25 protein-coding genes and 1 riboswitch are annotated in these 25,955 nt (G+C 45.3%); of the genes, 22 read left to right on the top strand and 3 right to left on the bottom strand.

The window, feature by feature from the left end:
* The first annotated feature begins 220 nt into the window (after positions 1 to 220).
* The 7 genes from DWX28_RS13360 (at position 221) to DWX28_RS13390 (ending at position 7,829) form a co-directional block, all read left to right on the top strand.
* Positions 221 to 703, top strand: a complete 483-nt coding sequence (locus DWX28_RS13360; protein WP_022214671.1) for a LeuD/DmdB family oxidoreductase small subunit — start codon at positions 221 to 223, stop codon at positions 701 to 703.
* Between the two features lie 2 nt (positions 704 to 705).
* A complete protein-coding gene (locus DWX28_RS13365) occupies positions 706 to 1,956 on the top strand; it encodes a 3-isopropylmalate dehydratase large subunit (protein ID WP_118252987.1) in 1,251 nt (416 codons plus the stop codon).
* Positions 1,957 to 2,007: 51 nt separating this feature from the next.
* Positions 2,008 to 2,499, top strand: a complete 492-nt coding sequence (locus tag DWX28_RS13370; protein WP_118252989.1) for a LeuD/DmdB family oxidoreductase small subunit — start codon at positions 2,008 to 2,010, stop codon at positions 2,497 to 2,499.
* Positions 2,500 to 2,512: 13 nt separating this feature from the next.
* Positions 2,513 to 3,757 (top strand): 3-isopropylmalate dehydratase large subunit, encoded by a 1,245-nt coding sequence (locus DWX28_RS13375; RefSeq protein WP_118252991.1) that lies wholly within the window; start codon positions 2,513 to 2,515, stop codon positions 3,755 to 3,757.
* Positions 3,758 to 3,946: 189 nt separating this feature from the next.
* Positions 3,947 to 4,046: riboswitch (glycine riboswitch) on the top strand.
* Between the two features lie 155 nt (positions 4,047 to 4,201).
* Positions 4,202 to 5,617, top strand: a complete 1,416-nt coding sequence (locus tag DWX28_RS13380; protein ID WP_022214675.1) for an alanine/glycine:cation symporter family protein — start codon at positions 4,202 to 4,204, stop codon at positions 5,615 to 5,617.
* Positions 5,618 to 5,693: 76 nt separating this feature from the next.
* Positions 5,694 to 6,161, top strand: coding sequence for a TspO/MBR family protein (locus DWX28_RS13385; RefSeq protein WP_022214676.1), 468 nt, complete (start codon positions 5,694 to 5,696; stop codon positions 6,159 to 6,161).
* 297 nt (positions 6,162 to 6,458) lie between these two features.
* Entirely contained in the window at positions 6,459 to 7,829 is a 1,371-nt protein-coding gene (locus DWX28_RS13390) for an NAD(P)/FAD-dependent oxidoreductase (RefSeq protein ID WP_022214677.1), read from the top strand.
* 77 nt (positions 7,830 to 7,906) lie between these two features.
* On the opposite strand, the gene DWX28_RS13395 is transcribed toward DWX28_RS13390, so the two are convergent.
* Positions 7,907 to 8,581, bottom strand: coding sequence for a hypothetical protein (locus DWX28_RS13395; RefSeq protein ID WP_022214678.1), 675 nt, complete (start codon positions 8,579 to 8,581; stop codon positions 7,907 to 7,909).
* Positions 8,582 to 8,845: 264 nt separating this feature from the next.
* Positions 8,846 to 9,454: a TetR/AcrR family transcriptional regulator gene (locus DWX28_RS13400; RefSeq protein ID WP_118252994.1), complete on the bottom strand. Its 609-nt coding sequence runs from the start codon at positions 9,452 to 9,454 to the stop codon at positions 8,846 to 8,848.
* Here DWX28_RS13400 and DWX28_RS13405 point away from each other — a divergent pair.
* Genes DWX28_RS13405 through DWX28_RS13415 form a run of 3 tightly spaced genes read left to right on the top strand, consistent with a single transcriptional unit; the run spans position 9,441 to position 11,295 of the window.
* Positions 9,441 to 10,076, top strand: a complete 636-nt coding sequence (locus DWX28_RS13405; RefSeq protein ID WP_118252997.1) for an MMPL family transporter — start codon at positions 9,441 to 9,443, stop codon at positions 10,074 to 10,076. The two genes, DWX28_RS13400 and DWX28_RS13405, sit on opposite strands and share 14 nt — an antisense overlap.
* A gap of 59 nt (positions 10,077 to 10,135) precedes the next feature.
* On the top strand, positions 10,136 to 10,849 hold the full coding sequence (locus tag DWX28_RS13410; RefSeq protein ID WP_118253000.1) for an MMPL family transporter: 714 nt from the start codon (positions 10,136 to 10,138) through the stop codon (positions 10,847 to 10,849).
* A complete protein-coding gene (locus tag DWX28_RS13415) occupies positions 10,846 to 11,295 on the top strand; it encodes a hypothetical protein (RefSeq protein WP_022214682.1) in 450 nt (149 codons plus the stop codon). Before DWX28_RS13410 ends, DWX28_RS13415 begins: the two co-directional genes overlap by 4 nt.
* A gap of 99 nt (positions 11,296 to 11,394) precedes the next feature.
* Here DWX28_RS13415 and DWX28_RS13420 read toward each other — a convergent pair whose 3' ends face one another.
* Complete coding sequence (locus tag DWX28_RS13420) at positions 11,395 to 12,273, bottom strand: aldose 1-epimerase family protein (protein WP_022214683.1); 879 nt, start codon at positions 12,271 to 12,273, stop codon at positions 11,395 to 11,397.
* Positions 12,274 to 12,419: 146 nt separating this feature from the next.
* Between DWX28_RS13420 and DWX28_RS13425 the strand changes: the two genes are divergently transcribed.
* The 12 genes from DWX28_RS13425 (at position 12,420) to DWX28_RS13480 (ending at position 25,823) form a co-directional block, all read left to right on the top strand.
* On the top strand, positions 12,420 to 13,535 hold the full coding sequence (locus tag DWX28_RS13425; RefSeq protein ID WP_118253006.1) for an Ig-like domain-containing protein: 1,116 nt from the start codon (positions 12,420 to 12,422) through the stop codon (positions 13,533 to 13,535).
* Positions 13,536 to 13,679: 144 nt separating this feature from the next.
* Positions 13,680 to 14,309, top strand: a complete 630-nt coding sequence (locus tag DWX28_RS13430) for a hypothetical protein (protein WP_243002436.1) — start codon at positions 13,680 to 13,682, stop codon at positions 14,307 to 14,309.
* Positions 14,310 to 14,330: 21 nt separating this feature from the next.
* Positions 14,331 to 15,092 carry a nickel pincer cofactor biosynthesis protein LarB gene (larB, locus tag DWX28_RS13435; RefSeq protein WP_118253009.1) on the top strand — a complete coding sequence of 254 codons (762 nt, stop codon included), beginning with the start codon at positions 14,331 to 14,333 and terminating at the stop codon, positions 15,090 to 15,092.
* 15 nt (positions 15,093 to 15,107) lie between these two features.
* Positions 15,108 to 16,361 (top strand): nickel pincer cofactor biosynthesis protein LarC, encoded by a 1,254-nt coding sequence (larC, locus tag DWX28_RS13440; protein WP_022214687.1) that lies wholly within the window; start codon positions 15,108 to 15,110, stop codon positions 16,359 to 16,361.
* A 10-nt stretch (positions 16,362 to 16,371) separates the two neighbouring features.
* On the top strand, positions 16,372 to 17,223 hold the full coding sequence (locus tag DWX28_RS13445; protein ID WP_118253012.1) for a patatin-like phospholipase family protein: 852 nt from the start codon (positions 16,372 to 16,374) through the stop codon (positions 17,221 to 17,223).
* 220 nt (positions 17,224 to 17,443) lie between these two features.
* Complete coding sequence (locus tag DWX28_RS13450; RefSeq protein WP_118253015.1) at positions 17,444 to 18,826, top strand: alanine/glycine:cation symporter family protein; 1,383 nt, start codon at positions 17,444 to 17,446, stop codon at positions 18,824 to 18,826.
* Positions 18,827 to 18,922: 96 nt separating this feature from the next.
* Entirely contained in the window at positions 18,923 to 19,615 is a 693-nt protein-coding gene (gene tsaA, locus DWX28_RS13455; protein WP_022214690.1) for a tRNA (N6-threonylcarbamoyladenosine(37)-N6)-methyltransferase TrmO, read from the top strand.
* Positions 19,616 to 19,771: 156 nt separating this feature from the next.
* Positions 19,772 to 20,053 carry a DUF2325 domain-containing protein gene (locus DWX28_RS13460; protein WP_022214691.1) on the top strand — a complete coding sequence of 94 codons (282 nt, stop codon included), beginning with the start codon at positions 19,772 to 19,774 and terminating at the stop codon, positions 20,051 to 20,053.
* Between the two features lie 128 nt (positions 20,054 to 20,181).
* Complete coding sequence (locus tag DWX28_RS13465; RefSeq protein ID WP_118253017.1) at positions 20,182 to 21,501, top strand: aspartate kinase; 1,320 nt, start codon at positions 20,182 to 20,184, stop codon at positions 21,499 to 21,501.
* A 64-nt stretch (positions 21,502 to 21,565) separates the two neighbouring features.
* A complete protein-coding gene (locus DWX28_RS13470; protein WP_022214693.1) occupies positions 21,566 to 21,793 on the top strand; it encodes an HPr family phosphocarrier protein in 228 nt (75 codons plus the stop codon).
* An 89-nt stretch (positions 21,794 to 21,882) separates the two neighbouring features.
* Positions 21,883 to 24,300, top strand: coding sequence for an ATP-dependent DNA helicase (locus tag DWX28_RS13475; RefSeq protein ID WP_118253020.1), 2,418 nt, complete (start codon positions 21,883 to 21,885; stop codon positions 24,298 to 24,300).
* A gap of 80 nt (positions 24,301 to 24,380) precedes the next feature.
* Positions 24,381 to 25,823 (top strand): serine hydrolase, encoded by a 1,443-nt coding sequence (locus DWX28_RS13480; RefSeq protein WP_118253023.1) that lies wholly within the window; start codon positions 24,381 to 24,383, stop codon positions 25,821 to 25,823.
* Positions 25,824 to 25,955 lie beyond the last annotated feature (132 nt).

Below are 25,955 nucleotides of genomic sequence, written 5' to 3' on the forward strand. Positions count from 1 at the left end.
GCACATTTTGTTGAAGTTTCTTTATATTTTATTTTATCTAGCACAACAAGTTAATTTAAAAAGTCTGGCTTTCACGATAGAACATGAGATGAAGGCCAGGCTTTTTTATAATGTTTCGCATCGAATGCATAATTCTTATAAATATCCATTTTGCTAATGGTGGATTTTGTGGTAGAATAGAGAGAAAATGAATAGTTATACATGGAAAGGAATCATTATTATGGAAAAAGGTACAATTTTTAAATTTCATAATGACCTTGATACAGACCAGATCATTGCATCCCAGTATCTGCTTCTGCCGAACCTGGATGAGATGAAAGGTCATGCATTTGAATCATTAGATCCTGATTTTGCAAAGAAAGTAAAACCAGGAGATTTCGTAGTAGGCGGCGAGAACTTCGGCTGTGGTTCTTCCAGAGAGCAGGCACCGGGCGTCCTCAAAGCACTTGGTGTACAGGCAGTCATCGCCAAATCCTTCGCAAGAATTTTTTTCAGAAATGCGATCAACATCGGGCTTCCGGCAATCGTCTGTAAAGATCTTCCGGATGATGTACAGACCGGAGATACCATGGAACTTCATATGTCCGACGGTACAGCAGTTGCAAACGGCAAGACATATACCTGTACCAAACTTCCGGAATATATGCAGGGAATTCTGAATCAGGGCGGTCTGATCGCTTCACTGAACAAGGAGGAGAAATAACCATGGGAATGACAATTGCAGAAAAAATCATCGCAGCAGCAGCCGGTGTAGACAGCGTCAAACCTGGCGATATCCATACGGTACAGCTTGACCGTCTGATGAGCAATGACGGAACTACTCATCTGACTGTAGATATGTACAAAAACAAGCTGAACCATCCGCACATTGCAGATACAAAGAAACTCGTTTTCATCGTTGACCACAACGTACCGTCTGACTGCCCGAAGACAGCAGCATCCCAGAAGAAGATGAGAGACTTTGCAAAAGAAAACAACATTGATTTCTGGGAAGGCAAGGGTGTCTGCCACCAGGTTATGATCGAGAATTATGTTCGCCCGGGTGAACTGATCTTTGGCGCAGACAGCCATACCTGTTCTTATGGTGCACTTGGCGCATTCGGTACCGGTGTCGGATGCACAGACTTCCTCTATGGAATGGTGACAGGAACTTCCTGGGTACTGGTTCCGGAATCTGTAAAATTCAACCTCATCGGTAAGCTTCCGGAAGGTGTGACTGCCCGTGACCTGATCCTTACCATCATTGGTGAAGTAGGTGCAAACGGATGCAACTATCAGGTAATGGAATTCACCGGAGAAGGTGCTAAGACTTTAAGCATCAGTGACCGTATGACTCTCTGCAACATGGCAGTAGAGGCAGGTGCAAAGACCGGTATCTTTGAAGCAGACGAAAAAGCCATGGAATACCTCAAAGAACATGGACGTGAGCCAAAAGCTGTATTCCACAGTGATCCGGATGCAAAATACGTAAGAGAATATACTTTTGACCTCAGCAAAGTCCGCCCGGTAGTCGCAAAACCGGATTTTGTAGACAATGTTGTTCCGGCAGAAGAAGCATGTGGAATCGAGATCAACGAAGCATTCCTTGGCTCCTGCAACAACGGACGTATCGAAGATCTGCGCGTAGGTGCCGAGATCATCAAAGGAAAGAAAGTATCTGACAAGGTACGTTTCCTCGTTGTTCCGGCAAGCCAGACAATTTACCGTCAGGCATTAAAAGAAGGCCTGATCGACATTTTCATGGAAGCAGGTGCGATCGTTATGAACCCGAACTGCAGTGTATGCTGGGGAAGCTGCCAGGGTGTTATCGGTGAAAACGAAGTCCTGATCAGTACAGGAACGCGTAACTTCAAAGGACGTGCAGGACATCCAAGTTCCAAAGTATATCTTGGATCCGCAGCGACTGTTACAGCATCTGCAATCGCAGGAAAAATCGCACTGCCATCTGAAATCTGATAAAGTACAACAGAAACACCTACAATATATTCAGTGAGGAATACATAGATTATGGAAAAGTTTACAGGTAAAGTATGGGTACTTGGCGATGACATTGATACCGATATCATCATCCCGACCGAGTATCTGGCACTCAAAACAATCGACGATATGAAACAGTATGGATTCAGTCCGCTCCGTCCGGAACTGGCTGGACAGATCCAGAAAGGCGACATCATTGTTGCCGGCAAAAACTTCGGCTGCGGTTCTTCCAGAGAGCAGGCACCGGAGATCATCAAAGCACTGGGCGTTCAGTGCGTCATTGCAAAATCTTTTGCAAGAATTTTCTTCAGGAACTCCATCAACAACGGACTTCTGCTGATCGAGCAGCCGGATCTTCACGATGATATCAAAGAGGGAGATACCGTGAACGTTGTGATGAATGAACATGTTGACTATGATGGAAAACAGTACCCGATCGCTTCTCTGCCGGAGAACCTGATGAGCATCATCCAGGCCGGCGGACTTGTAAAAGCCATGCGTAAACTGAATGGACTGGACTAAGGAGGAGAAGCAGATGGGCGAAACAGTTATCGAAAAGATTATCAGAAACAATGTGGGTCATGCCGTAAAACCTGGCGATATCGTAACAGTCAATGTAGACAGAGTGATGATCCATGATATTTTTATTCCGTTTGTTGCGGATAAATTTGAAGAAATGGGATTCAAGAAATTATGGGATCCGGATAAGGTAGTTCTGATCTATGATCACCTTGTTCCGGCAAGCCAGCTTGATGATACCAGACATTTCCATACAGGAGATGCTTTTGCAGAAAAATACGGAATGAAAAACGTGCACAGAAGCGACGGAATCTGCCACCAGCTGATGACAGAGGCAGGCTATGTAAAACCTGGTAATATCGTATTTGGTACAGACAGCCATACAACTACTTATGGATGTGTCGGCGCATTTTCTTCCGGTATCGGATATACAGAGATGGCAAGTATCCTCGGAACAGGAACCATGTGGATCAAAGTTCCGGAGACCATTAAAGTTGTGATCGAGGGAGAGCTTCCGGAGAACGTGATGTCCAAGGATGTGATCCTGCGTCTGATCGGTGATCTCGGTGCAGATGGCGCTACTTACCGTGCACTGGAATTCACAGGAAGTGCAGTAAAGAATATGTCCGTGGCAAGCCGAATGACCATGTCAAACATGGCAATCGAAGCTGGTGCAAAATGTGCTCTCTTCACACCAGATGAAAAGACAGCAGAATACTGTGAGATTGAACTGAACGATTTCCAGAAGAGCCTTGTCGGCGATGAGGACGCAAAATACATCAAGACTGTAACTTACCGTGCAGAGGACCTTGTTCCGGTCATGGCATGCCCGTCACAGGTAGACAAGATCCGTGACGTCAGCACTCTTGAGGGAACTGAGATTGATCAGGTATTCATCGGTTCCTGTACAAATGGCCGTCTGGAGGATCTCGCAGCAGCAGCGGAAGTCCTCAAGGGCAAAAAAGTTGCTGACTATGTAAAACTGATCGTGACACCGGCAAGCCGCAAGATCTACAGACAGGCGATTGAGCTTGGTATTCTGGACACTCTGGCAGAAGCAGGTGCAATGATCACACATCCGGGATGCGGACTGTGCTGTGGACGTGCAGGCGGTATCCTGACAGACGGAGAGAGTGTTGTGGCGACAAACAACCGTAACTTCCTTGGCCGTATGGGAACTTCCAAGGTAGAAATCTATCTGGCATCTCCAAAGACGGCAGCAGCATGTGCGATCGCAGGTAAGATCGTCAGCCCGAAATAAAACATCAAAAAACGCCAAAAAAAGTCAAGAGGGAAGAATATTTTTTCCCTCTTGACTTTTTTATGATTTAGCACTATAGTATAACGCAGTAACAGCAATAACGAGGAGAAGTTTGCAGGAAAGAGGCGCATGCCCACCGAAGGAGTAAAACTCTCAGGTATCCGTAATATCGGACACAAACTGCAAATGGATCGTTTCTCTGGAGACGCCTGTTTTATTACAGGGGCCGAAGGTGCAAGCGACGCGCAAGCGTCTTGAATCTCTCAGGCAAAAGGACAGAGGATGCTATGACCTAATTACATCCTGAATTCTATTTTTTGATTTTTATCTATTTTTTATTGTCTGATATTATTAGATTCTTACCAGTCTATCTGAGAACGATTCTTTATCTTTATTCCCTTTTTATGATGCTGAAAAATACATACAGAAGGAGAACTTTTTGAGATGTGGGAAGCAATCAACAATTTCTTAGTTGCAGTGGATGACAAAGTCTGGGGCGTGCCGCTTATGGTACTGATCATAGCCGGTGGTGTTCTTCTTACCAGCAGACTTGGGCTGCTTCAGGTACGCCGCCTTCCATTGGCACTGAAATGGATGTTTAAGAATGAAGAAGAGGGAGACGGTGAGATCTCCAGTTTTGCAGCTCTGTGTACAGCATTGAGTGCAACAATCGGTACCGGTAATATCGTAGGTGTTGCAACAGCAGTCTGTGCCGGAGGTCCGGGAGCACTTTTCTGGATGATCGTGGCAGCATTCTTCGGAATGGCAACCAAATATTCTGAAGGTCTTCTGGCGGTAAAATACCGTGTGGTTGCAGAAGACGGACACAGTCTTGGCGGACCATTCTACTATATTGAGAAAGGTATGGGAGCGAAATGGAAATGGCTTGGTAAGATCTTTGCATTCTTTGGTGTCTGTGTAGGTCTTTTTGGTATCGGTACATTCAGCCAGGTAAATGGTATTTCAAGTGCTGTACAGAACTTCTTTGATCCGGACAAGACAAACTGCATCAATATCCCATTCCTGGGACAGTATTCCGTAGCAGTTGTTGTTTCTTCTCTGATCCTTGCATTTTGCGTAGCAGCGATCCTGATCGGAGGAGTAAAACGAATTGCAGCAGTCAGCCAGATTATCGTGCCGTTTATGGCAGTAATTTATATCATCTTCAGCGTTGCCCTGATCATCTGCAACATTACAGAGATCCCGAATGCAATCGTAACTGTTGTTACAGCGGCATTTAATCCTAAAGCAGTGACAGGTGGTGTTGTTGGTTCTATGATCGTAGCAATGCAGAAAGGTGTTGCACGAGGAATCTTTTCCAACGAAGCAGGTCTTGGTAGCGCTCCGATCGCGGCAGCAGCAGCGCAGACAAAAGAGCCGGTACGTCAGGGTCTTGTCAGCATGACAGGTACTTTTATTGATACGATCCTGATCTGTACCATGACAGGACTTTCCATCGTCCTGACAGGTGCATGGCAGGTAGAGGGAATCGAGGGTGTACAGGTTACTACCTATGCATTCCAGCATGGACTTCCGCTTCCGGCCAAGTTCACAGCGTTTGTACTGATGCTCTGCCTCGTATTCTTCGCATTTACAACAATCCTTGGATGGGATTATTACAGTGAACGTTGTCTCGAATACCTGACAAACGGACACAAGACGAAGATCATCGTATACCGCTGGTTATATATTTTTGCAGTATTCATCGGACCATACATGACAGTAAGTGCTGTATGGACTATCGCAGATATCTTCAATGGTCTGATGGCAATCCCGAATATGATCGCACTGTTCGCACTGAGCGGAGTCGTTGCGAAAGAAACCAAAGCATTCTTCAAAGCAGAGAAGCATAAAATGTAAATAAAATTTTGGAAACGCATAATTCCTTCTGTTCTTCATACACTAGACAGTGATGATGAGAACAGGAGGAATTTTTTTGAAGAAAAAAACAAAAACTCTGCTGACCGCGCTGGCGGTGCCGCTGGGAGTTGGGGCGGTTTCGGGATTTCTTACGCAGGGAAGCATGGATACGTTTGAAAAATTAAAACAGCCGCCTCTGACACCGCCGGGCTGGGTATTTCCTGTGGTATGGACAGGACTGTTTGCCATGATGGGAACAGCATCTTACCTTGTGGCAATTTCGCCGAAAACAGAAAAGAGAAACAGAGCACTGTTCTTGTATGGAGTGCAGCTTGCAGTAAATTTCCTGTGGCCGGTATTTTTCTTTAATGCAGGATGGTATTTCTTTGCATTTGTATGGCTTGTGCTTCTGTGGTATCTGGTGTACCTCTGCACGAAAGGATTTTCGGATATCTCCAGGAACGCAGGATACCTGATGATCCCGTATCTTGTATGGCTGACTTTTGCAGGTTATCTGAATTTCTTTATCTTTCTTTTAAATTAAGCGGAAGCACTGTCTGAAAATGGCAGTGTTTTTGTGTTTTACGGAAAAACATCTGATTTTCATACAAAAACAACACTTGACAAAGCGATGGCAATCCTGTAGTATAGATTAGGAATATGATTAACGTTAAAGATTACAGTAACCATTTTTCCAACTGCCGTAATGAATGGAAGTGACAGGATCCGTCACGAGAAATTCTGCGACAGCTTTTTTTATGCAACAGGACTGTGGGTTCTGCTGTATATGGATGAGGGATATAAACAAAAAGGGAAGTAATGCTTACAAGGAGGATAAGGCATGAACTATGATGTAATCATTATCGGCGCTGGTCCTGGAGGAATTTTTGCAGCGTATGAATTAATGAAAGAAAAGCCGGACTGCAAAGTGGCAGTTTTTGAAGAGGGATACTCCCTTGAGAAGAGAAAATGCCCGATCGACGGCAAGAAGATAAAGAACTGTATCAACTGTAAGAGATGTTCTATCATGTGCGGCTTTGGCGGTGCAGGTGCATTCTCTGATGGAAAATATAACATCACCAACGATTTCGGTGGAACTCTGTATGAGCATATCGGTAAAAGCCAGGCAATCGAGCTGATGAAATATGTTGATGATATCAACATGGAATACGGTGGTCAGGGAACTAAGCTTTATTCCACAGCAGGAACCAAGTTTAAGAAACTCTGCCTGCAGAACAAACTGAACCTTCTGGATGCATCTGTACGTCATCTGGGAACGGATATCAATTATATCGTTCTTGAGAACCTGTACAATGCAATGAAAGATCATGTAGATTTCTACTTCGACACACCGGTACAGAAACTGGAGATCCTGGAAGACGGTTACCGTGTGATCTGCGAAAAAGGAACTTACGACTGTAAGAAATGTATCGTTTCCGTAGGACGAAGCGGAAGCAAATGGATGGAGACTGTCTGTAAAGATCTGAACATCCCGACCAAATCCAACCGTGTGGATATCGGTGTCCGCGTGGAACTTCCGGCAGTTATCTTTTCACATCTGACAGATGAACTGTATGAGAGCAAGATCGTCTACCGTACAGAGAAATTCGAAGATAACGTCCGTACTTTCTGCATGAACCCGAACGGAATCGTAGTAAACGAAAATACCAACGGCATCATCACTGTAAACGGACATAGCTATGAGGGTGATGAGAAAAAGACCGATAACACCAACTTCGCACTTCTTGTTTCCAAACATTTCTCCGAGCCATTTAAGGACAGCAATGGATACGGCGAAAGCATCGCAAGACTTTCCAACATGCTTGGCGGCGGTGTTATCGTACAGCGTTTCGGCGACCTTGTCCGCGGACGTAGAAGTACCGTGAAACGTGTTGAGGAAGGCCTCGTAACACCGACTCTCACAGCAACACCTGGAGACTTAAGCCTCGTACTTCCGAAACGTATCCTGGACGGCATCATCGAAATGATCTACGCCCTGGACAAAGTAGCTCCGGGAACTGCAAACGATGATACCCTTCTGTACGGCGTGGAAGTTAAATTCTACAACATGGAAGTTGAGATCGACGACAACCTCGAAAGCTGCCACAAAGGTCTGTACGTGATCGGAGACGGAAGTGGCGTCACCCACTCCCTGTCCCACGCATCCGCAAGTGGTATTTACGTAGCAAGACATATTGTAGAGCAGAACTGATAATTATAATATACTAAGAAGCCCCCACAAAACGTGAGAAAACGATTTGTGGGGGCTTTTTATGTGAATAATTTTGACTATTTCATATCTGCCAGTGAAATAAACGGAAGTTCCGCATATTCATACTTATTCTTGATAGAAGCTGCATCTGCTTCTGAAATAGAAGTAAATTCATCTGCATTATACTCAGTTGAAGCTGTTGTGCTGAAGAACCACGGATTCTGCGGATTTCTTTCTTCATCATAGACCACGGATTCTTTTAAGTTCAGCTGTCCGTCAGTATAAGTATAATAATGGTACAGGGACAGAAAAGCACTGCCGGAAGCTTCATTGGCTATAGTGTTGTCTTTGCACAGATAATATCTGTCGCGTTCACCGCTGGTAGTGACCAGAGAAAGCCTTCCGTTAACAAGGGTGTACATATCAAAAAACATTCCCTCATAACTGTCAGTGCCATCGTCAATGGCACCTATAAACAGTTCTGCGGTACCATTATTATCAATATCCTGAAGAAAATATCCGAGTTTATTGATATCTGAATAATATCCTGCCAGATAACAGAGATTATTTTCCTGAAACTGGCTGATATTCCATGCGGCAGAAGCACCGTCATAATATTTCTGCACGATTTCTTTATATTCCGGATAATCAGCAAGGGTTTCGGTGTCCGCAGCATAAACAGAGATAAGACCGCCTATTGTAAGTACCATGGATGCAGATAAAAGACCGCAGATTAGTTTCTTCTTTTTCATCTTGAATCCTCCTTAGAGAGTAGTATTTATATTAAGTATACTTCTATTATATATTATGCACAAGCAAATTTGTGTCTGGATACTCAAGTTACCGTGAACGGAGTGATAATACAGTTACTGTTCACTCCGTTCACAGTAACTTGGTCAAAATGCATTCCAAATCACCTTAGGGGATGGCATTTTGCCCTGTATGTCTCGGGATTTTGCCATATTCATGGCAAAACGCCTCGCGGGATACTACCTGTGAATAGTAACATAATACATCTATTTCAGTATATTCAACCCATTTAGCATAATATCCTCCGTATAGCGTGCGAGTTCCTCCGGGCTCTGGCGGGTGCCATTTCGGATCCAGTTTTCAATGATGCCGATACAGCCGGAGAGGACGTAGGAAGAGTAGATCTCGCTCAGCCTGGGATCTGCATTGGCAAAAATCTCGTCCCAGTCATTCACGCAGCGTTCCCGGATAATCTCCTTGATCCGATTCATAAAATTCTGTTCCTGGTTATTGACCAGAACAAGTTTTACGAAATCGGAGTTTTTTTCTAGAAATTTATACAGGTCACAGATCAGAGGGAAAGGTTTACCCTTCATATCCTGTGGCTGGTGGGCGTTGGTGATTTCGATAAATTCATCCAGTATATCATTTTCCAGGTGCTCCAGAAGATCCTGGATATCCCTGTAATGCAGATAAAAGGTTCCACGGTTCAGATTGACATAGTCTGTCAGTTCACGGACTGTGATATTCTGTACCGGTTTGGTCTGCATCAGCTCTGTAAGCCCGTCTTTGAGCAGTGCCTGTGTGCGCTGTACACTTCGATTTTTTCCCTTTGAAGAATACAGCCAGCCTGTACCAAATATGAGAGTAGTCATCCACGATGTGACGATCCCGCAGGCACTGGATTATAAGAAGAAACTGGAGCAGGTCGACGGAGTAGACGAGGTCAACTGGCTGGATGATGTGGTGGACATCTATGAACCACTGGAAAATGCAGACCAGGATACGATCGATGAGTGGTACAAAGATTCCGATGCCCTGTATTCCATCACGGTAGTTGACGATGAAACAGAAAAAAAGGCAGCAGTTGATGAGATCCGTGACATTATCGGGGATGACAATTCTATGTCAGGAACAGCAGTCACAGATGCATTGTCACCGTTCCACACCTCGTCAGATATCCAGAAGATCATGCTGTTTGTCCTTCCGGTGACATTTATCGTACTGCTTCTGACAACGAATTCATGGTTTGAACCAGTACTTTTTATGATCACAATCGGTATCGCAATCATGCTGAACAGAGGAACAAACCTGCTGTTTGGAGAGATTTCTTTCGTTACCAATGCAGCGGGAAGTGTTCTGCAGCTTGCAGTTTCCATGGACTATTCCATCTTCCTTCTTCACAGATTTGCCGAAAACAGAGCAGAAGGCAAGGATGTCCAGGACGCTATGGTGGCGGCAGTAAAACAGTCAACAGGATCAGTACTTATAAACTGATCGATAAGACTCAGCATAAGGCCTTTTTTCCGGACTTTCATAAGTTTGCCGGCACTGTTATGAAACTCCGCATACCTGCATTTCTTATTGCAGTGGTGATTGCGGTTCCGTGCTTCATTGCACAGGGGGGAAACTCTTTCCTCTATGGCGGCAGCCGTATTTACAGCACGGATGCCACTCAGATGGGACGCGACCTCCTGAGCGTTGAAGAGGAATATGGCGCGTCCAACCCTCTCGTCATCATGGTGCCGAAAGGGGATACAAGCAAAGAAAGTGCATTGAGTGAAGAATTAAAAGACAATGAAAATGTGACTTCTGTCATTTCCTATGTAGACAGTGTAGGTTCAACGATCCCGGACGGCTTTGTTCCGTCGGATTCACTTTCACAGCTTTATTCAGAGAATTACAGCCGTTTTGTAGTGACTATAAGCACTGAGGAATCCGAAGAAGGATGGACAGAAAAACTGAACGAAGTTTATAAAATCTGCGAGAAATATTATGGCGATGAGGCCAGGATCGCAGGCGACCTGGCAAGTACCAGGGATCTGAAAGAAACGATCACAGAGGATAACAGCAGGGTCAATACCCTGGCGATCGCGTTTGTATTTGCAATCCTTCTGTTTAACTTCAAGTCGATCACACTTCCGGTGATCCTGACACTGGTGATCGAGCTGTCCATCTGGATCAACCTCGCGATTCCGTATGTGCAGGGAACGACGCTTCATTGCTTCAGGCAGCGACAAAAGATCTTCCGGAAGTTGCAAAAGGAATGAAACAGCTGAATGCAGGATTTACGAAACTTACAAAGAATGACTCCAGCCTTCTTGAAGGTGCAAATCAGTTATCGGTCGCATCTCTTTCCTTAAGAAACGGTGCCTCCAGCCTGGTATCCGGAGCAAGCCAGCTTACCGGAGGAATCGGAAGTGCAGCCAGTGGAATCCAGTCACTCAAGAGCGGAGCAGATTCCCTTAAATCCGGAAGCAGTGAACTTACAGACGGCCTGAAAAAACTGGATGACGGAGCTGCAGAACTGAAGGACGGAACAGTGGAATCCAAAGATAAGACATCTGACATTGACCAGCAGATCGATGATGAGATTGATGAAATGTTTGACAAGATCTCAGGAAGCGATTACACACCGGTATCTTTCGTCTCAGCAGACAATAAGGACATAGGACTGGTACAGTTCGCAATCCGCACAGACGATATCAAAAAATAAAAAGAACAAAAGACATAAAAAGAGGGAAGTCCCCCGTCGCAACTGCAGAAAGTGCAGGCGGCGGGGGATTTCCCTTTTTAAGTTATAAATGCAGGGGCATTATTTAACTGAGATTACATAAGACTTCTCAAATGTTTTGGCAGGATCAAGTATATTGATGCCCGGTTTATCGGACAGTTCTCCGTTATATCCTATATTATCGCAGCGTCCCATCCATGGTTCCAGGCAGACAAACGGAGCACCGACAGCGGACCAGATACCGAAGTTTGGGAATCCCTCGCAGCTGATCTCTACATAAGGAGTTCCATCCGGAAGGGCGATACCGGCTTTAGTGATCTGACCGTTGTCAAAGACCAGAGCATCGTGGTCAAACATGTGCTCATCGATCGTGCAGGAATTATTTTCAAGAGGAAGGGTGTAGGTCTTGTCAGGAATGGCAGTACCGTACTCTGGGTCAAGCAGGCAGTAGGTCAGTTCTTTTTCTCCATTGAAGGTAAGGTGATACTGACTCCGAATGGTATCAGAAAGTACAGGCACATTAAATGCAGGATGAGCACCGATCGTGAAATACATGGTTTCCTGATCTTTGTTTACGACTTTCCATGAAACAGTCAGGTCACGACCATTGAGCGTATGTGTGATAGAAAGCTGGAAAGCATATGGCCAGATCTTCTGAGTTTCTGCGGTGGATTCCAGCAGATGAGTAACGGATGTATCGGTTTTGTCCGTGCAGGTGAATTCCATATCGCGGGCAAATCCGTGCTGACCGGATGTGTAGGAGTTACCGTTTATCAGACAGTGATCTTCATAATAGCGTCCAACATTCGGGAAAAGCACCGGAGCATGGCGTTTCCAGTAGGCCGGATCAGCATTCCAGAGTACCTGATGGTCGTTTGTTTTATCGTAGATTTCTGACAGCTCAGCACCGTGATCGGCGATCTTTACACGGAGCTGGTCATTTTCAAGTGTGTGGATCATACAAAAAACCTCCATAATGTTTGATTTGAGATTAAGTATAACAGAAAATCTGCGGGTTGGAAAGAATGCATAAGAATATTGCAGATTTGGATTGAATAACTGTCAATTGTATAGTAAAGTGAAGGTAAGAAGGGAGGTATCAGAATATGAAAAAATTCAAAAAAAGATTATTTGGCATAATTACATTTATGATGCTGGCACTGGCAGTTCCAGTGGTATTTCCGGGAAGTTATGGCGTGAAGGAAGTACAGGCGGCAGTGAAAGTAACAGCACCGAAACTGCTTTCAGCAAAGCCTTATGGCACAAACAAAATCGTGCTGAAATGGAGCACGGTAAAAGGTGTAAACGGTTATCGTGTTTACAGAAAGACGGACGGAGGAAAATGGCAGGCAGTGCGTAATTTTTCTGGATATCAGACAACAACTTATCAGGATGTACGTGTAACTACGGGCGTTCAGTATACGTACACAGTTCGTGCATACAGGAGAATTAATGGAAGCCTTGTGTGGAGTGGATATGACAGAAACGGTCTGACGACAATTGCAGGACTCAATAGTCTGAAACTTAATAAGACAAGTATGACGTTGTATGTGGGAAAATATGATACTCTCAAGATCAATGGAACGAAACTGGTTCCACAGTGGAAATCCAGTGATACAAAGACTGCCTGGGTATACCGAAATGGCAGGGTTCTTGCGAAAAAAGCAGGTAAAGCAACGATAACGGCAACTCTTGGAGGAAAGAAATTTAACTGTACAGTAACGGTAAAAAATACTCCTGTATCCAATAAATGGACCAAGAATTACACAAAACTCAAAAAATATATCCAGCAGAATGGTGAGATCAATGATGATGGAAATTATGAAGTGGAACAGGATTTTTCGAATTCGGCGGTCCTTGTAGCCTATAACAAAAAAGATGATCTGATAGAAGCTACATATATTGAATTTCTCGACACCACGGGAGAAAATTACCGTGGGATCACGATGAGCTTTAACTGCCAGAGAACAGATATTGCACAGGCTGTATTTGCTTATATTAAAGGTGAAAAAGCATATGTGACATATTCAAATCTGAATCCGTCCAGACATACTGCAAATACAGGATATGTATTCAAATATGCAACAAACGATAAAACAGCAAATGACTTTTTCCAGAAGCAGTCAAATGCTGTTCTGAAAAGAACGATGGGGGCATTTGATGTATTCCTCGCGAATGTGCAGATGACAGCGAAGGATCTTGGCTTTACTTCTTATTCATAAGAGAGTGGATCGTGGATATCCGGAAGAGTGTTTAACATTCTTCCGGATTTTTCTGGAAAAAACAGTGTTTAATTTTAATGTAAAATATGGTATAGTTACTTGCATAGTATCAGTTTGATACTGACGACAGAGGGGGGAGAAACGGTGATACAGACCGGAGTACATAAGAAGAATGAACTGGATTACTTCTTTGTAGAAGAATCCTATGGGGGAAATCAGGATCTTTTTCCAGAGGTATCAATGAGAGACGGAGGATGTGGAGCAGTGGCAGCTTGTGAGAGCTGTATTTATTTTGCCCGAAGAGCGGATAAGAAGAAACTTTATCCGCATAAACTCGAAGAGATCACATGGGAAGAGTACCATGATTTTGCATATATCATGAAGCATTATCTCTGTCCAAGGCCGAACGGGATCGATACCCTGGAATTATATATGGAAGGTTTTGGAGAATATCTGAAGGATGTACATGAGGAGAATCTTATGATGGAGGCTTTTCATGGGACACATGCTTATGAAGAAGCAAGAGAGGCTGTCATAAGGCAGATCGACAGCGACAGCCCGATCCCATATCTGATGCTGAAACACCAGAACAAGAACGGACATCTGGAGGATTACATATGGCACTGGTTTATCCTTGCAGGTTATGAAGAAACAGAGGATGATCTTATGGTGAAGGCAGTTTCCTATGGGGAATACAAATGGTTTTCTCTGAAGGAACTCTGGGACACCGGATATGACAAAAAGGGTGGCATGATTTTGTATCACATAAAGTAACAGACGGGGAGGATGCATTTTTTGGAAGCAAGAGAAATATTGACCCGATTCAAAAAAAACGAGATCACTTTAGAAGAGGCAGAACATTACTTTCGAAAAGAACCATTTGAGAAAATGGGAGGCTATGCGAAGCTGGATTCCCACAGAGAGGTTCGCTCCGGATTCCCGGAAGTGATCTTTTGCAGCGGCAAGGCAGATGAGCATTTTGTCCATATTTTTCAGAAGTTATATGAGGACAACGGAGAAGTTTTTGGAACGAGAGCGTCCAGACATCAGTATGAGCTGGTGAAAGATCTTCTTCCGGGTGTGGAATACGATGATCTGTCACACATCATCAAGATCGAAAAGAAGCACAAAGAGCACATCGGCAAGATCGCAGTCTGTACCGCAGGTACAGCCGATATCCCGGTTGCAGAGGAAGCTGCACAGACTGCAGAATACTTCGGAACTCACGTAGAGCGTATCTTTGATGTGGGTGTGAGTGGGATCCACAGACTTTTTTCCAGACTGGAAGTGATCCAGGAGGCAAACTGTGTGGTTGCAGTTGCCGGAATGGAGGGAGCGCTTGCGAGTGTTCTCGGAGGTCTGGTGGATAAGCCGGTGATCGCAGTCCCGACTTCTGTGGGATACGGAGCGAGCATGCATGGACTTTCCGCACTTCTGACGATGATCAATTCCTGCGCGAACGGGATTGCGGTGGTAAATATCGACAATGGCTACGGGGCAGGTTACATTGCAACGCAGATCAACCGCCTTGCAGTCAGAGAAAATCAGGAACAGTAACTAATGGGAGATATTATGGGAAAAACTTTATATTTGGAATGTTATTCCGGAATCAGCGGTGACATGACCGTGGCGGCACTTCTGGATCTTGGTGCAGATCAGAAGCATCTGGAAGCGGCATTATCAGGTCTTCCGGTTCAGGGATTCCGTACAGAAGTTTCAAGGGTTGTGAAGTCTGGGCTCGATGCCTGTGATTTCTCCGTGATTCTGGATCAGGATAATCACGATCATGATATGGAATATCTGCATGGACACTCTGATGAGGAACATTCACATGTCCATAAACACGGACATGAACATCGTGGAATGAAGGAGATCAGGGAGATCATCGAAGGTTCTTCGATCAGCACCAGAGCGAAACAGACGGCTCTCAGGATTTTTGAGATTCTGGCAGAAGCGGAATCAAAAGCTCACGGCGTACCGGTGGAGGAAGTGCATTTCCACGAGGTTGGAGCAGTGGATTCCATCGTGGACATTGTATCGATCGCAGTCTGCCTGGATGATCTGGATGTCACAGATGTGGTTGTGCCGGTACTTTATGACGGAACAGGTTTTATCCGCTGTCAGCACGGTCAGATCCCGGTTCCGGTTCCGGCTGTTGTAAATGTGGCACAGGCAAATCATCTCAAACTTAAGATCACAGATATCGAAGGAGAACTGGTCACTCCGACAGGAGCAGCAGTCGTAGCGGCAGTCCGGACTTCTGAGAAACTTCCGGAAGATTTTGAGATCCTTGCAACAGGGCTCGGAGCAGGCAAACGCCAGTATCGCTGCCCGGGAATCCTAAGAGCAATGCTGATCCGGTCGGTTGAGGCAGAAAAACAGGAGTCAGATCATATCTGGCGGCTGGAAACAGACATTGACGACTGCAGCGGCGAAGCAATGGGACATGTGATGCAGATCCTTCTGGAGAATGGTGCGAGAGAAGTTCATTATACACCGGTCTTTATGAAGAAAAACAGACCGGCATATGAGCTGGTGGTCCTCTGCAAAAAAGACAAGATCTCCAGAATGGAGGAGATCCTTTTTACAGAGACAACGACGATCGGCATCAGACGGAGCGAACTGGAACGGACGATCCTGAAACGCCGTGCAGAGAAGATCCGGACTTCCATAGGCGAGGCACAGGTAAAGATCTGTACACTTCCGAATGGAAAAGAGAGATGCTATCCTGAATATGACAGTGCATCAGCACTTGCAGGGAAGGCGGGTATCAGTTTCAGGGAAGCATATGATACAATAGTAAACTGCTGGAAGACAGAAAGGTGAGGCAACAGTGATGAAGACAGGACTGGTTTTGGAAGGTGGAGCAATGCGCGGCATTTATACAGCCGGCGTTTTGGATGTATTTATGGAGCAGGGGCTGCATTTTGACGGAGTGATCGGAGTGTCTGCCGGGGCACTCCATGGCTGTTCTTTCGTTTCGGGACAGAAGGGCAGAAGCATCCGTTATTTTAAGAAATACAGGAATGATAAGCATTTTATGAGTATGTGGAACCTGGTCCATACAGGGGAAGTGGTTGGAAAACAGTTATGCTATCATGATATTCCGGAAAGACTTGATCCGTATGATTATGAGGCATTTCTGAAATCAGATACAGAGTTTTATGCGACCTGCTCCAATGTAGAGACAGGGAAGGCAGAATACATAAAGATCACAGATATGCTGAACCAGATTGATGTCCTGCGCGCATCCGCATCCATGCCATATGTGTCGAAACTTGTAGATTATCAGGGAATGAAGCTTCTGGACGGCGGCTGTACAGACAGTATTCCGTTGGAAGCATTTCGCAGGATGGGTTTTGAGAAAAATGTTGTAATCCTCACACAGCACAAAGGCTATGTAAAGAAGCCACAGAATGCAAAGATGGCAGAGCTGAGATACCATAAATACCCGGAATTTGCCGAGGCACTCAAAGAGCGTCATAGTGTCTACAATCAGTCATTAAAGGAGATCCACCGTCTGGAAGAGGCGGGAGAAGTTTTTGTGATCCAGCCATCTGAAAAGCTTGAGATCAGCCGTATGGAGACAGATCTCGATGTGATCCAGAGTGTCTACGAGAGGGGAATGATGGATGCCAGAGTCCGTATGAAGGCACTGAAAGAATGGATGGAAGAAGAAAAAAGGTAAGAGAGCTTTTTTCGGAGGATTTAAAATTCTGACCATTAAAGATAAAAGCCAGTTGCAAAAAGGACTGGGATTCAGTATAATAAAACACATAAGTGTGACACTGAAACAGTGAAAAGGAAAGTACAAGGGTGTACAGACATAAGAATGTCTGTGCGCCCTTTTGTTTTATCTGAACAGTCAGAAGTTCCTTCACACAAAAAACGACAAGGGAGGACGAGAGATGTATAGTGCAGTTGAAAACATGATCAATCAGATCGACACCTGGGTATGGGGCTGGTGGATGATCCTTCTGCTCCTGGGAACCCACATTTTTATGACGATCCGTACAGGAGTCATCCAGAGAAAGATCGGCACCGCGATCCGCTTATCTGTGACAAAAGATCCTGACGGAGAAGGCGAGGTCAGCCAGTTTGGCGCACTGACGACAGCCCTGGCATCCACGATCGGAACAGGAAACATCATCGGTGTGGGAACCGCGATCGCACTGGGAGGTCCGGGTGCAGTCCTGTGGTGCTGGCTTACCGGCGTTTTTGGGATCGCAACGAAGTACAGTGAATCTCTGATCGCTGTAAAATACCGTGTAAAAACGAAGGACGGACGTATGCAGGGCGGTGCGATGTATGCGCTGGAACGTGGACTGAATATGAAGTGGTTTGGAATGATCTTTGCTGTCTTTGGCGGCTTTGCATCTTTTGGGATCGGCTGTGCCACGCAGGTCAATGCGATCGCGACGGTCTGTCAGGAAAACTTGAGTATTCCACCGTTTGTAGTTGGAATCGTCGTTGCAGTACTGACAGCACTTGTTATTTTTGGCGGGATCAAATCTATCGCAAATGTATGTGAGAAACTGGTTCCGTTCATGGCAGCTTTTTATGTACTTGGCTGTTTTGTGATCCTGTGTATCAATTATGATTTTATTATCCCGGCAGTGACAACGATCTGTAAACTGGCATTTACACCGGGAGCTGCAGCAGGCGGCCTGGTTGGCCGTGGTATCATGATGGCAATGCAGTATGGAATCGCACGAGGACTTTTTTCCAATGAATCCGGTATGGGTTCTGCTCCGATCGCAGCAGCAGCGGCACAGACACGAAATCCGGTGCGTCAGGCCCTTGTATCCAGCACAGGTACTTTCTGGGATACCGTTGTCGTATGTCTGATGACAGGACTGGTGCTTGTCACAAGCATCATGAAAAATCCGGCGATTGACATGGGAGAGATCACAAACGGAGGTGTCCTGACAACACTGGCATTCCAGCAGATTCCGGTCCTCGGTCCGGTGATCCTTGTAATTGGAATTATTTCTTTTGCGTATTCTACGGTTCTTGGATGGGCATACTACGGAGAACGCTGCGTAGAATATTTTGCAGGAAAAAAAGGCCTGATCCCGTACAGAGTCCTTTACATCGCAGTGGCAGTGATCGCACCGGTCATTTCTCTGAACCTGGTATGGACGATCGCGGATATCCTGAATGCGCTGATGGCACTTCCAAACCTTGTGGCGGTCCTGCTCCTTTCGAATGTGATCGTGGCAGAGACCAGGAAATACATCAACAATCTGGATGCCAAAGACGATACAGAAATAGAAATCATTGACCGCTGAAATCGGATAAGCTAAAATACATACAGCGGCCCGGCAGTACTTATGGCAGCCGGGCTGCTGTTTATTTTTTACAGAGAAAATACAGAGGAAAAATACATGTCAGAACAAAATAATATGAAGATCATTGCAAGGATCCACAATGATTTTCCGACAAAGTTTGGAATCCCACATCAGAGCAACCGGCTGAGTGCATTAAAGGCAACGATCGTGTTTGAGCCGGAATACCGGGTAACGGAGGCATTCCGTGGTCTGGAAGATTACGATTATATCTGGCTCATCTGGCAGTTTTCGGAGGCAGTACGCGAGAACTGGTCTCCGACAGTACGCCCGCCAAGACTTGGAGGAAATACAAGAATGGGCGTGTTTGCGACCAGATCCCCATTCCGCCCCAACAGTCTGGGACTCTCATCAGTCCGCCTGGAAGAGATTGAATATCATTCGGATCTTGGTACGGTCCTGCACATCTCAGGGGCGGATCTGATGGATGGAACGCCGATCTACGATATCAAACCGTACCTTCCCTATGTGGACAGCCATCCGGAAGCAAAAGGCGGCTTCACAGACCATATCGAAGAACATATCCTTAAAGTGGAATTTCCAGAAGAACTGCTGCAAAAGATCCCGGAATCACAGAGGGAGGCACTGATAGAAGTGCTCGCCAATGACCCGCGTCCGAGATACCAGAAGAACCCGGAGAGAGTCTACGGGATCGCCTATGGAGAGAACGATGTGCACTTCAAAGTCAGAGAAGAAATACTTTACGTTTGTGATGTGATAAAATTAAAATGAAAAATCCTTTGACAAACAAAGGAATCTATGGTACTATGCTCTTAGATAGTTAGCATGAGCTAACCAAAAGAAACTGAAAACATAAAGCGGACGCAATGAGCCGCTTTCTTTTAAAATATGAAGTTAGTTTAGAATAACAAAATAAGAGGTGAGAATATGAGTATTGTGATCGTAGGTGGAAATGAAAGAATGGTATGTCAGTATGAAGATATCTGCAAAGGATTCGGATGTAAAGCGAAAGTTTTTGCTAAAGAAAAAGGTGCCATGAAGAAAAAGATCGGCGCGCCGGATCTTATGATCCTGTTTACCAGTACGGTGTCTCATAAGATGGTAAACTGTGCAGTTGAAGAAGCAAAAAGAAAATCTATCCCGGTATGTAGATGCCACACAAGCAGTGCATCTGCTCTTGAAAGTATTCTCCGTGAGTACTGTGCATAATAATTTTTTCAGGATTTTTCGTCAATATTCGTAAGAAATACTTGCAAAACTTTCTGTTTTTCAATACAATATAAAACAGCTTTTAGCACTTTTTAGTTTTAGAGGAACACAGAAGGGTGAGAATTATTATGAAAAAAGTTGTGAAATTTGGAGGAAGCTCCCTTGCGAACGCAGAACAGTTCAAAAAAGTAGGGGATATCATCAGAAGCGAGGAGAGCAGACGTTATGTGGTTCCGTCTGCACCGGGTAAGAGATACTCGGGAGACACCAAGGTAACAGATCTTTTGTATGCATGCTATGACAAGGCCGCAGCAGGTGCTGACTTTACAGGTATCCTCAACGAGATCAAAGAACGTTTTTATGAGATCATCAAGGGTCTGAAGATTGAGCTTTCCCTCGAGGAAGAGTTCCGTCAGATCGAAGCTGATTTCAAAGCACAGGCAGGCGCAGAGTACGCAGCATCCCGAGGAGAGTTTCTGAATGGTAAAGTGATGGCTGCATATCTCGGATATGAATTCGTAGATGCCGCAACTGTGATCCGTTTTGACAAGAACGGAAACTTTGATGCAGACAAGACAGACAAACTTCTTGCAAAACGTCTTCAGAAATGCGAAAAGGCAGTTATTCCGGGATTCTATGGTGGTATGGAAGACGGAACTGTCAAGACTTTCTCCAGAGGTGGATCTGATGTTACAGGTTCTCTTGTAGCCAAAGCGATCCATGCAGACATCTACGAGAACTGGACAGATGTTTCCGGTTTCCTGGTAACAGATCCGAGGATCGTGGATAATCCGGCAGTGATCGAGACCATCACATACCGTGAGCTGAGAGAGCTTTCCTACATGGGTGCAACTGTTCTTCATGAGGATGCGATCTTCCCTGTCCGTAAAGAGGGAATCCCGATCAACATCCGTAACACCAACCGTCCGGAGGATAAAGGAACCTTTATCGTAGAGAGCACATGCCGTAAACCGAAATATGTGATCACAGGTATCGCAGGTAAGAAGGGATTCTGCTCTATCAATATTGAGAAATCCATGATGAACAGCGAAGTTGGTTTCGGAAGAAAGGTTCTCCAGGTATTTGAAGACCAGGGAATCAGCTTTGAGCATGTACCGTCCGGTATTGATACCATGACGATCTATGTTCATCAGGACGAATTTGAAGAAAAAGAACAGCAGGTGATCGCCGGAATCCACAGAGCAGTACAGCCTGATTTCGTGGAGATGGAATCTGACCTTGCGCTGATCGCAGTCGTAGGCCGTGGTATGAAGTCCCAGAGAGGAACTGCAGCGCGTGTATTTGCAGCTCTGGCACATGCACATGTCAATGTAAAGATGATCGACCAGGGATCCAGTGAGCTGAATATCATCATCGGTGTTGAAAACAGAGATTTTGAGACAGCATTGAAGGCAATTTACGACATTTTTGTTCTGACACAGATCTAATAAATAAAAAGATCCGGGAAACCGGGTCTTTTTGCACTTGAGTCAGAACACGAGGAGGAATTATATGATTACAAGACAGATTAAATTAAACGCGACAGAAGATGTACAGGAATTTGTGAACGAGGCAGCAAAATGCAGCTTTGATATTGATATTTCTTATAACCGTATCATCATTGATGCCAAGTCTCTTCTGGGAATCCTGAGCATGGACCTTACACGGGAACTGACAGTCAGATGTTATGGAGAGAGCCAGAAATTCAATAAAGTTATGGACAAATTTGCAGTAGCATAACTGTATCAGAAGTTTGGCAGGAGCGGGCACATATTCAGAGAAAGGATATGTGCCTTTTTGAATGTATGGGAAGCAGGAGAGAAAGCAGGATGGAAAAACCGGTAATCCGTATTTCAGTTCGAAATCTGGTAGAATTTATTTTGAGAAGCGGTGATCTGACAAGCAGGAGCGGAACGGCAGCAGACAAAGAAGCCATGCTCAAGGGCAGCCGCTTTCACCGAAAGATCCAGAAACAGATGGGCAGCACCTATCAGGCAGAAGTTCCGCTCAAAAAAGAAAGTGAATATGAAGATCTGATCCTGTGTGTAGAGGGAAGAGCTGACGGTATTTTTGCAGAGAACGAAACTGTTTGTATCGATGAGATCAAAGGAATTTACAAAAGTCTTGACAGTCTGGAAGAACCGGTGCAGATCCATCGTGCACAGGCACTCTGTTATGGCTGGATCTATATGGAAGCCCATGATCTGGAAAGGATTGATATCCAGATGACATATGGTCAGCTTGATACGGAGGAAATCCGGAGATTCCGGGAAACGATCGCCAGAGAAAAACTGGAGAAATGGTATCAGGATCTGACAGATGAGTACTATAAATGGGTCTCTTATCAGCTCGCCTGGCGAAAAGAGAGAAATGCATCCATGGAAACTCTGGAATTCCCGTTTCCATACCGCAAAGGGCAGAGAGAAATGGTTGCCGGAGTTTACCATGCGATCTCAGAAGAGGCGCAGATTTTTATCCAGGCTCCGACCGGGATCGGTAAGACGATGTCTGCAATCTTTCCGGCAGTCCGTGCTGTGGGACAGGGAAAAGGCGAGACGGTCTTTTATCTGACGGCCAGGACGATCACGCGGACTGTGGCAGAGGATGCATTTTCAATTCTCCGCGGGAAAGGTCTGCACTTCAAATCTATCACGATCACAGCAAAAGAAAAAATGTGCTTCTGTGATGAGATGGACTGTGACCCGCAGAAATGTCCTTATGCGAAGGGGCATTATGACAGGATAAACGATGCCGTCTATGAACTGTGGACGAAAGAAGAAGCTTTTGACCGTGAGACGATTCTTGCACAGGCAGAGAAATACAGTGTCTGTCCATTTGAGATAACACTTGACCTGGCAGTGTGGATGGACGGGATCGTCTGTGATTATAATTATGTGTTTGATCCAAATGTTTATCTGAAACGGTTTTTCGGGGAAAATATAAAAGGAAAATATCTCTTCCTGATCGATGAAGCACACAATCTGGTGGACCGTGGAAGAGAAATGTACAGTGCTTCCCTGTGCAAAGAAGAGATAGAAAGCACCCGCAGATTCGTAAGAGCACACAGTAGCAGACTGTATCGTATGCTTGGCAAAGCTGCAAAACAACTGGAAGTACTGAAGGAAGAAAGCAGTTCCTCCTGGCAGGTGCTGGAAAATGCGGGGACACTTCCTGTGACGCTTCTGAGTATTCAGGGAGAGATGGACAAACTTTTGGAAGAACCGCCGTCACAGGAATTCGTGGATGGAATCCTGGAATTTTATTTTGCGGTACGGGATTTCCTGAACATTGCAGAACTGGTGGATGAAAATTATGTGACGTATGTTTCGACGGATGAAGACGGAAAGTTCCGTATGAAACTGTTTTGTGTAAATCCGGCGGCAAATCTGCAGAGATGCCTGGACCGTGGAGTCAGCACGGTATTTTTTTCGGCAACACTTCTGCCGCTTGCTTACTACAGGAAGATGCTGAGTACCAGAAATGAAAATTTCGGCATGTATGTAAATTCTCCTTTTGAGGAAGAAAAAAGATGCCTTCTCCTGTGCCGCGATGTCAGCAGCAGATACACCAGAAGAGGGTATGAAGAATACCGCAGGATTGCAGAATACATTGCGCGGATGTCCTGGAAGAAAAAAGGAAATTATATGATCTTTTTTCCGTCCTATAAACTGATGGAAGATGTGTTTGAAGTTTATCAGGAGGAATTTTCGGCTGACTGGGTGGACTGCATCTGTCAGCAGGCTTCAATGAATGAACGGGAGCGGGAAGAATTCCTCAGAGAATTTCAGGCGCAGGGTGAAAAAACACTTCTTGGCTTCTGCGTCATGGGAGGGATTTTTTCGGAAGGGATCGATCTGATCGGTGACAGGTTGATCGGCGTGGCGGTTGTCGGAACAGGGATTCCGCAGATCGGTTGCGAAAGAGAGATCCTGAAAGAATATTATGACGAGAAAGGGGAGCCGGGCTTTGATTATGCTTATCGTTATCCTGGCATGAACAAGGTGCTCCAGGCGGCAGGCCGCGTGATCAGGACCCGGGAAGATATCGGCGTGATCCTGCTTATGGATGAACGTTTCATGAACCGGGAATACCGGATGCTTTTTCCGCGTGAGTGGTCGTCTGTAAAAACGTGCACGATCGGGACGGTGGAGGCATCGCTTAAGGATTTCTGGGAGCAGGTTTCAGAAATGGAAAGCTGTGGAAACGAAGGGACCGGGCCGGAGCAGGAGGATGGCGCGGATGCTTGACATATGTGTGATTTCAGGTATACTATGAACAATCAGTTTGCAAAAAAGTAATCGTGGGATAGATACAAAAGGAGAAGAAGATGAAGAGACGAACGGTTCTGGCATTGTGTCTGTGTCTGACATTAGCCGGTACACCTGTGGGTGTGGCTGCGGCTTCTGACAGTCTTTTGTCAGTAACAGAAGAAGCACAGATTCAGCCGATCGGGGATGGGTCCGGCAGATACCTTATGAAAAGCGACGGTTTTTACTGCCTCAAAGAAGACGGAAGCAAGGATACAGCGGTATCTGTTCATTATTTTGACAAAATGGAAATAGACGGCACTGTACTGGATGGTTTTTATTATCATGATGCGGACGGATGCTATCTGGCGGCAAGCCCTCATATGGTAAAGATCAGCAAGCTTACCTGTATGGGGACAGATGAAACGGGAGAGCCGGCAGAGTATACGTTTGACGGATACTATATGGTAAACAATCTTGGAAAACTTTCTGCCGCGCCGCAGGTGAGATATATAGATGGTCTGACAATGGATGGGACGACCTTTGACGGCTATTATTATTTTGATGAGACAGGACGGATGGTGACGGAGCCGGGAACACATGAACTTGAGATGACTTCGAATGGTCAGATGTTTTCCGGAACGTATTATTTCGGTGGGGCAAATGGTGTTCTTGAGCAGAAAGCAGGGACTACGCCGGATGGATTCCCGGTGGATGAAACAGGCAAAGTGCAGGGGCTTGATGCACTTGGAATTGAAAATCTGGAACCGCAGCTTGAGGCGACGGTATCCGGTTATGATGGAAACTGGAGTGTTTACGTCAAGGATCTGGAAACAGAGGAAGAGTTTGTGATCAATGACGAGCCGATGTATTCAGCAAGTCTTATCAAAGCTTTCGTGATGGCAAAGACGTTTGAGGATATGGATCTTGTTCTGGAGAACGAAGCGAAGCAGATGAAGACCGATGCCGCAAATGCAGCAGTACAGACAAAAATCGATAATCTCCTCACAAACATGATCACAGTCAGTGACAATGAATCCTGTAATGAACTTGGCAGACTGCAGTCGGAAAAACATGATTTCCTTGACGGAGCAGAGAAGGTCAATGAATATCTCAAAAAAGAAGGCTATTCCGAGACGAGTTACCAGAGTACGCTTCATCCGTCTTCTTCAGCAAAGATCAGTCTTGGTGGAAGAAATATGACTTCGGTAAAAGACTGCGGACTTCTTTTGGAGCGGATCTACAGGGGAGAATGCGTGAGTGAAGAAGCATCTGCACAGATGCTGGACCTTCTGAAACGGCAGGAAAATACCAGCAAGATCCCTGCAGGGATCAAGGCAGAAGTTCCGACAGCAAACAAGACAGGTGAGACAGATGAGGACCAGCATGATATCGCGATCGTGTACGGAGCAAAGACCACATACATTCTCTGTGTGATGTCAGAGGGCTGGAAAAGCGGCGGTGATGCAGTGCAGAACATCCAGAATATTTCCAGTATGGTCTATAATTACCTCAACCTGTAAATCTTTGGTTTCCTGCATGCCTGCGTTGCTTTTTGACAGGAAATCATGTATAATATCGAACTGTAACAAACTGGTCTGATGACCAGTAAATACTGTCTGCTCCAGGACAGGATATGTTACTGTGGAGTGAAC

Source organism: Blautia sp. AF19-10LB (assembly GCF_003461245.1).
Taxonomy (GTDB): Bacteria; Bacillota; Clostridia; order Lachnospirales; family Lachnospiraceae; genus Blautia_A; species Blautia_A intestinihominis.

Bases quoted from the DNA above. Each gene is read 5' to 3' on its own strand.
- DWX28_RS13360 (WP_022214671.1), top strand. From the start codon at position 221: ATGGAAAAAGGTACAATTTTTAAATTTCATAATGACCTTGATACAGAC.
- DWX28_RS13365 (WP_118252987.1), top strand. From the start codon at position 706: ATGGGAATGACAATTGCAGAAAAAATCATCGCAGCAGCAGCCGGTGTA.
- DWX28_RS13370 (WP_118252989.1), top strand. From the start codon at position 2,008: ATGGAAAAGTTTACAGGTAAAGTATGGGTACTTGGCGATGACATTGAT.
- DWX28_RS13375 (WP_118252991.1), top strand. From the start codon at position 2,513: ATGGGCGAAACAGTTATCGAAAAGATTATCAGAAACAATGTGGGTCAT.
- DWX28_RS13380 (WP_022214675.1), top strand. From the start codon at position 4,202: ATGTGGGAAGCAATCAACAATTTCTTAGTTGCAGTGGATGACAAAGTC.
- DWX28_RS13390 (WP_022214677.1), top strand. From the start codon at position 6,459: ATGAACTATGATGTAATCATTATCGGCGCTGGTCCTGGAGGAATTTTT.
- DWX28_RS13395 (WP_022214678.1), bottom strand. From the start codon at position 8,581: ATGAAAAAGAAGAAACTAATCTGCGGTCTTTTATCTGCATCCATGGTA.
- DWX28_RS13405 (WP_118252997.1), top strand. From the start codon at position 9,441: ATGAGAGTAGTCATCCACGATGTGACGATCCCGCAGGCACTGGATTAT.
- DWX28_RS13400 (WP_118252994.1), bottom strand. From the start codon at position 9,454: ATGACTACTCTCATATTTGGTACAGGCTGGCTGTATTCTTCAAAGGGA.
- DWX28_RS13410 (WP_118253000.1), top strand. From the start codon at position 10,136: ATGAAACTCCGCATACCTGCATTTCTTATTGCAGTGGTGATTGCGGTT.
- DWX28_RS13415 (WP_022214682.1), top strand. From the start codon at position 10,846: ATGAAACAGCTGAATGCAGGATTTACGAAACTTACAAAGAATGACTCC.
- DWX28_RS13420 (WP_022214683.1), bottom strand. From the start codon at position 12,273: ATGATCCACACACTTGAAAATGACCAGCTCCGTGTAAAGATCGCCGAT.
- DWX28_RS13425 (WP_118253006.1), top strand. From the start codon at position 12,420: ATGAAAAAATTCAAAAAAAGATTATTTGGCATAATTACATTTATGATG.
- larC (WP_022214687.1), top strand. From the start codon at position 15,108: ATGGGAAAAACTTTATATTTGGAATGTTATTCCGGAATCAGCGGTGAC.
- DWX28_RS13445 (WP_118253012.1), top strand. From the start codon at position 16,372: ATGAAGACAGGACTGGTTTTGGAAGGTGGAGCAATGCGCGGCATTTAT.
- DWX28_RS13450 (WP_118253015.1), top strand. From the start codon at position 17,444: ATGTATAGTGCAGTTGAAAACATGATCAATCAGATCGACACCTGGGTA.
- tsaA (WP_022214690.1), top strand. From the start codon at position 18,923: ATGTCAGAACAAAATAATATGAAGATCATTGCAAGGATCCACAATGAT.
- DWX28_RS13460 (WP_022214691.1), top strand. From the start codon at position 19,772: ATGAGTATTGTGATCGTAGGTGGAAATGAAAGAATGGTATGTCAGTAT.
- DWX28_RS13465 (WP_118253017.1), top strand. From the start codon at position 20,182: ATGAAAAAAGTTGTGAAATTTGGAGGAAGCTCCCTTGCGAACGCAGAA.
- DWX28_RS13470 (WP_022214693.1), top strand. From the start codon at position 21,566: ATGATTACAAGACAGATTAAATTAAACGCGACAGAAGATGTACAGGAA.
- DWX28_RS13475 (WP_118253020.1), top strand. From the start codon at position 21,883: ATGGAAAAACCGGTAATCCGTATTTCAGTTCGAAATCTGGTAGAATTT.
- DWX28_RS13480 (WP_118253023.1), top strand. From the start codon at position 24,381: ATGAAGAGACGAACGGTTCTGGCATTGTGTCTGTGTCTGACATTAGCC.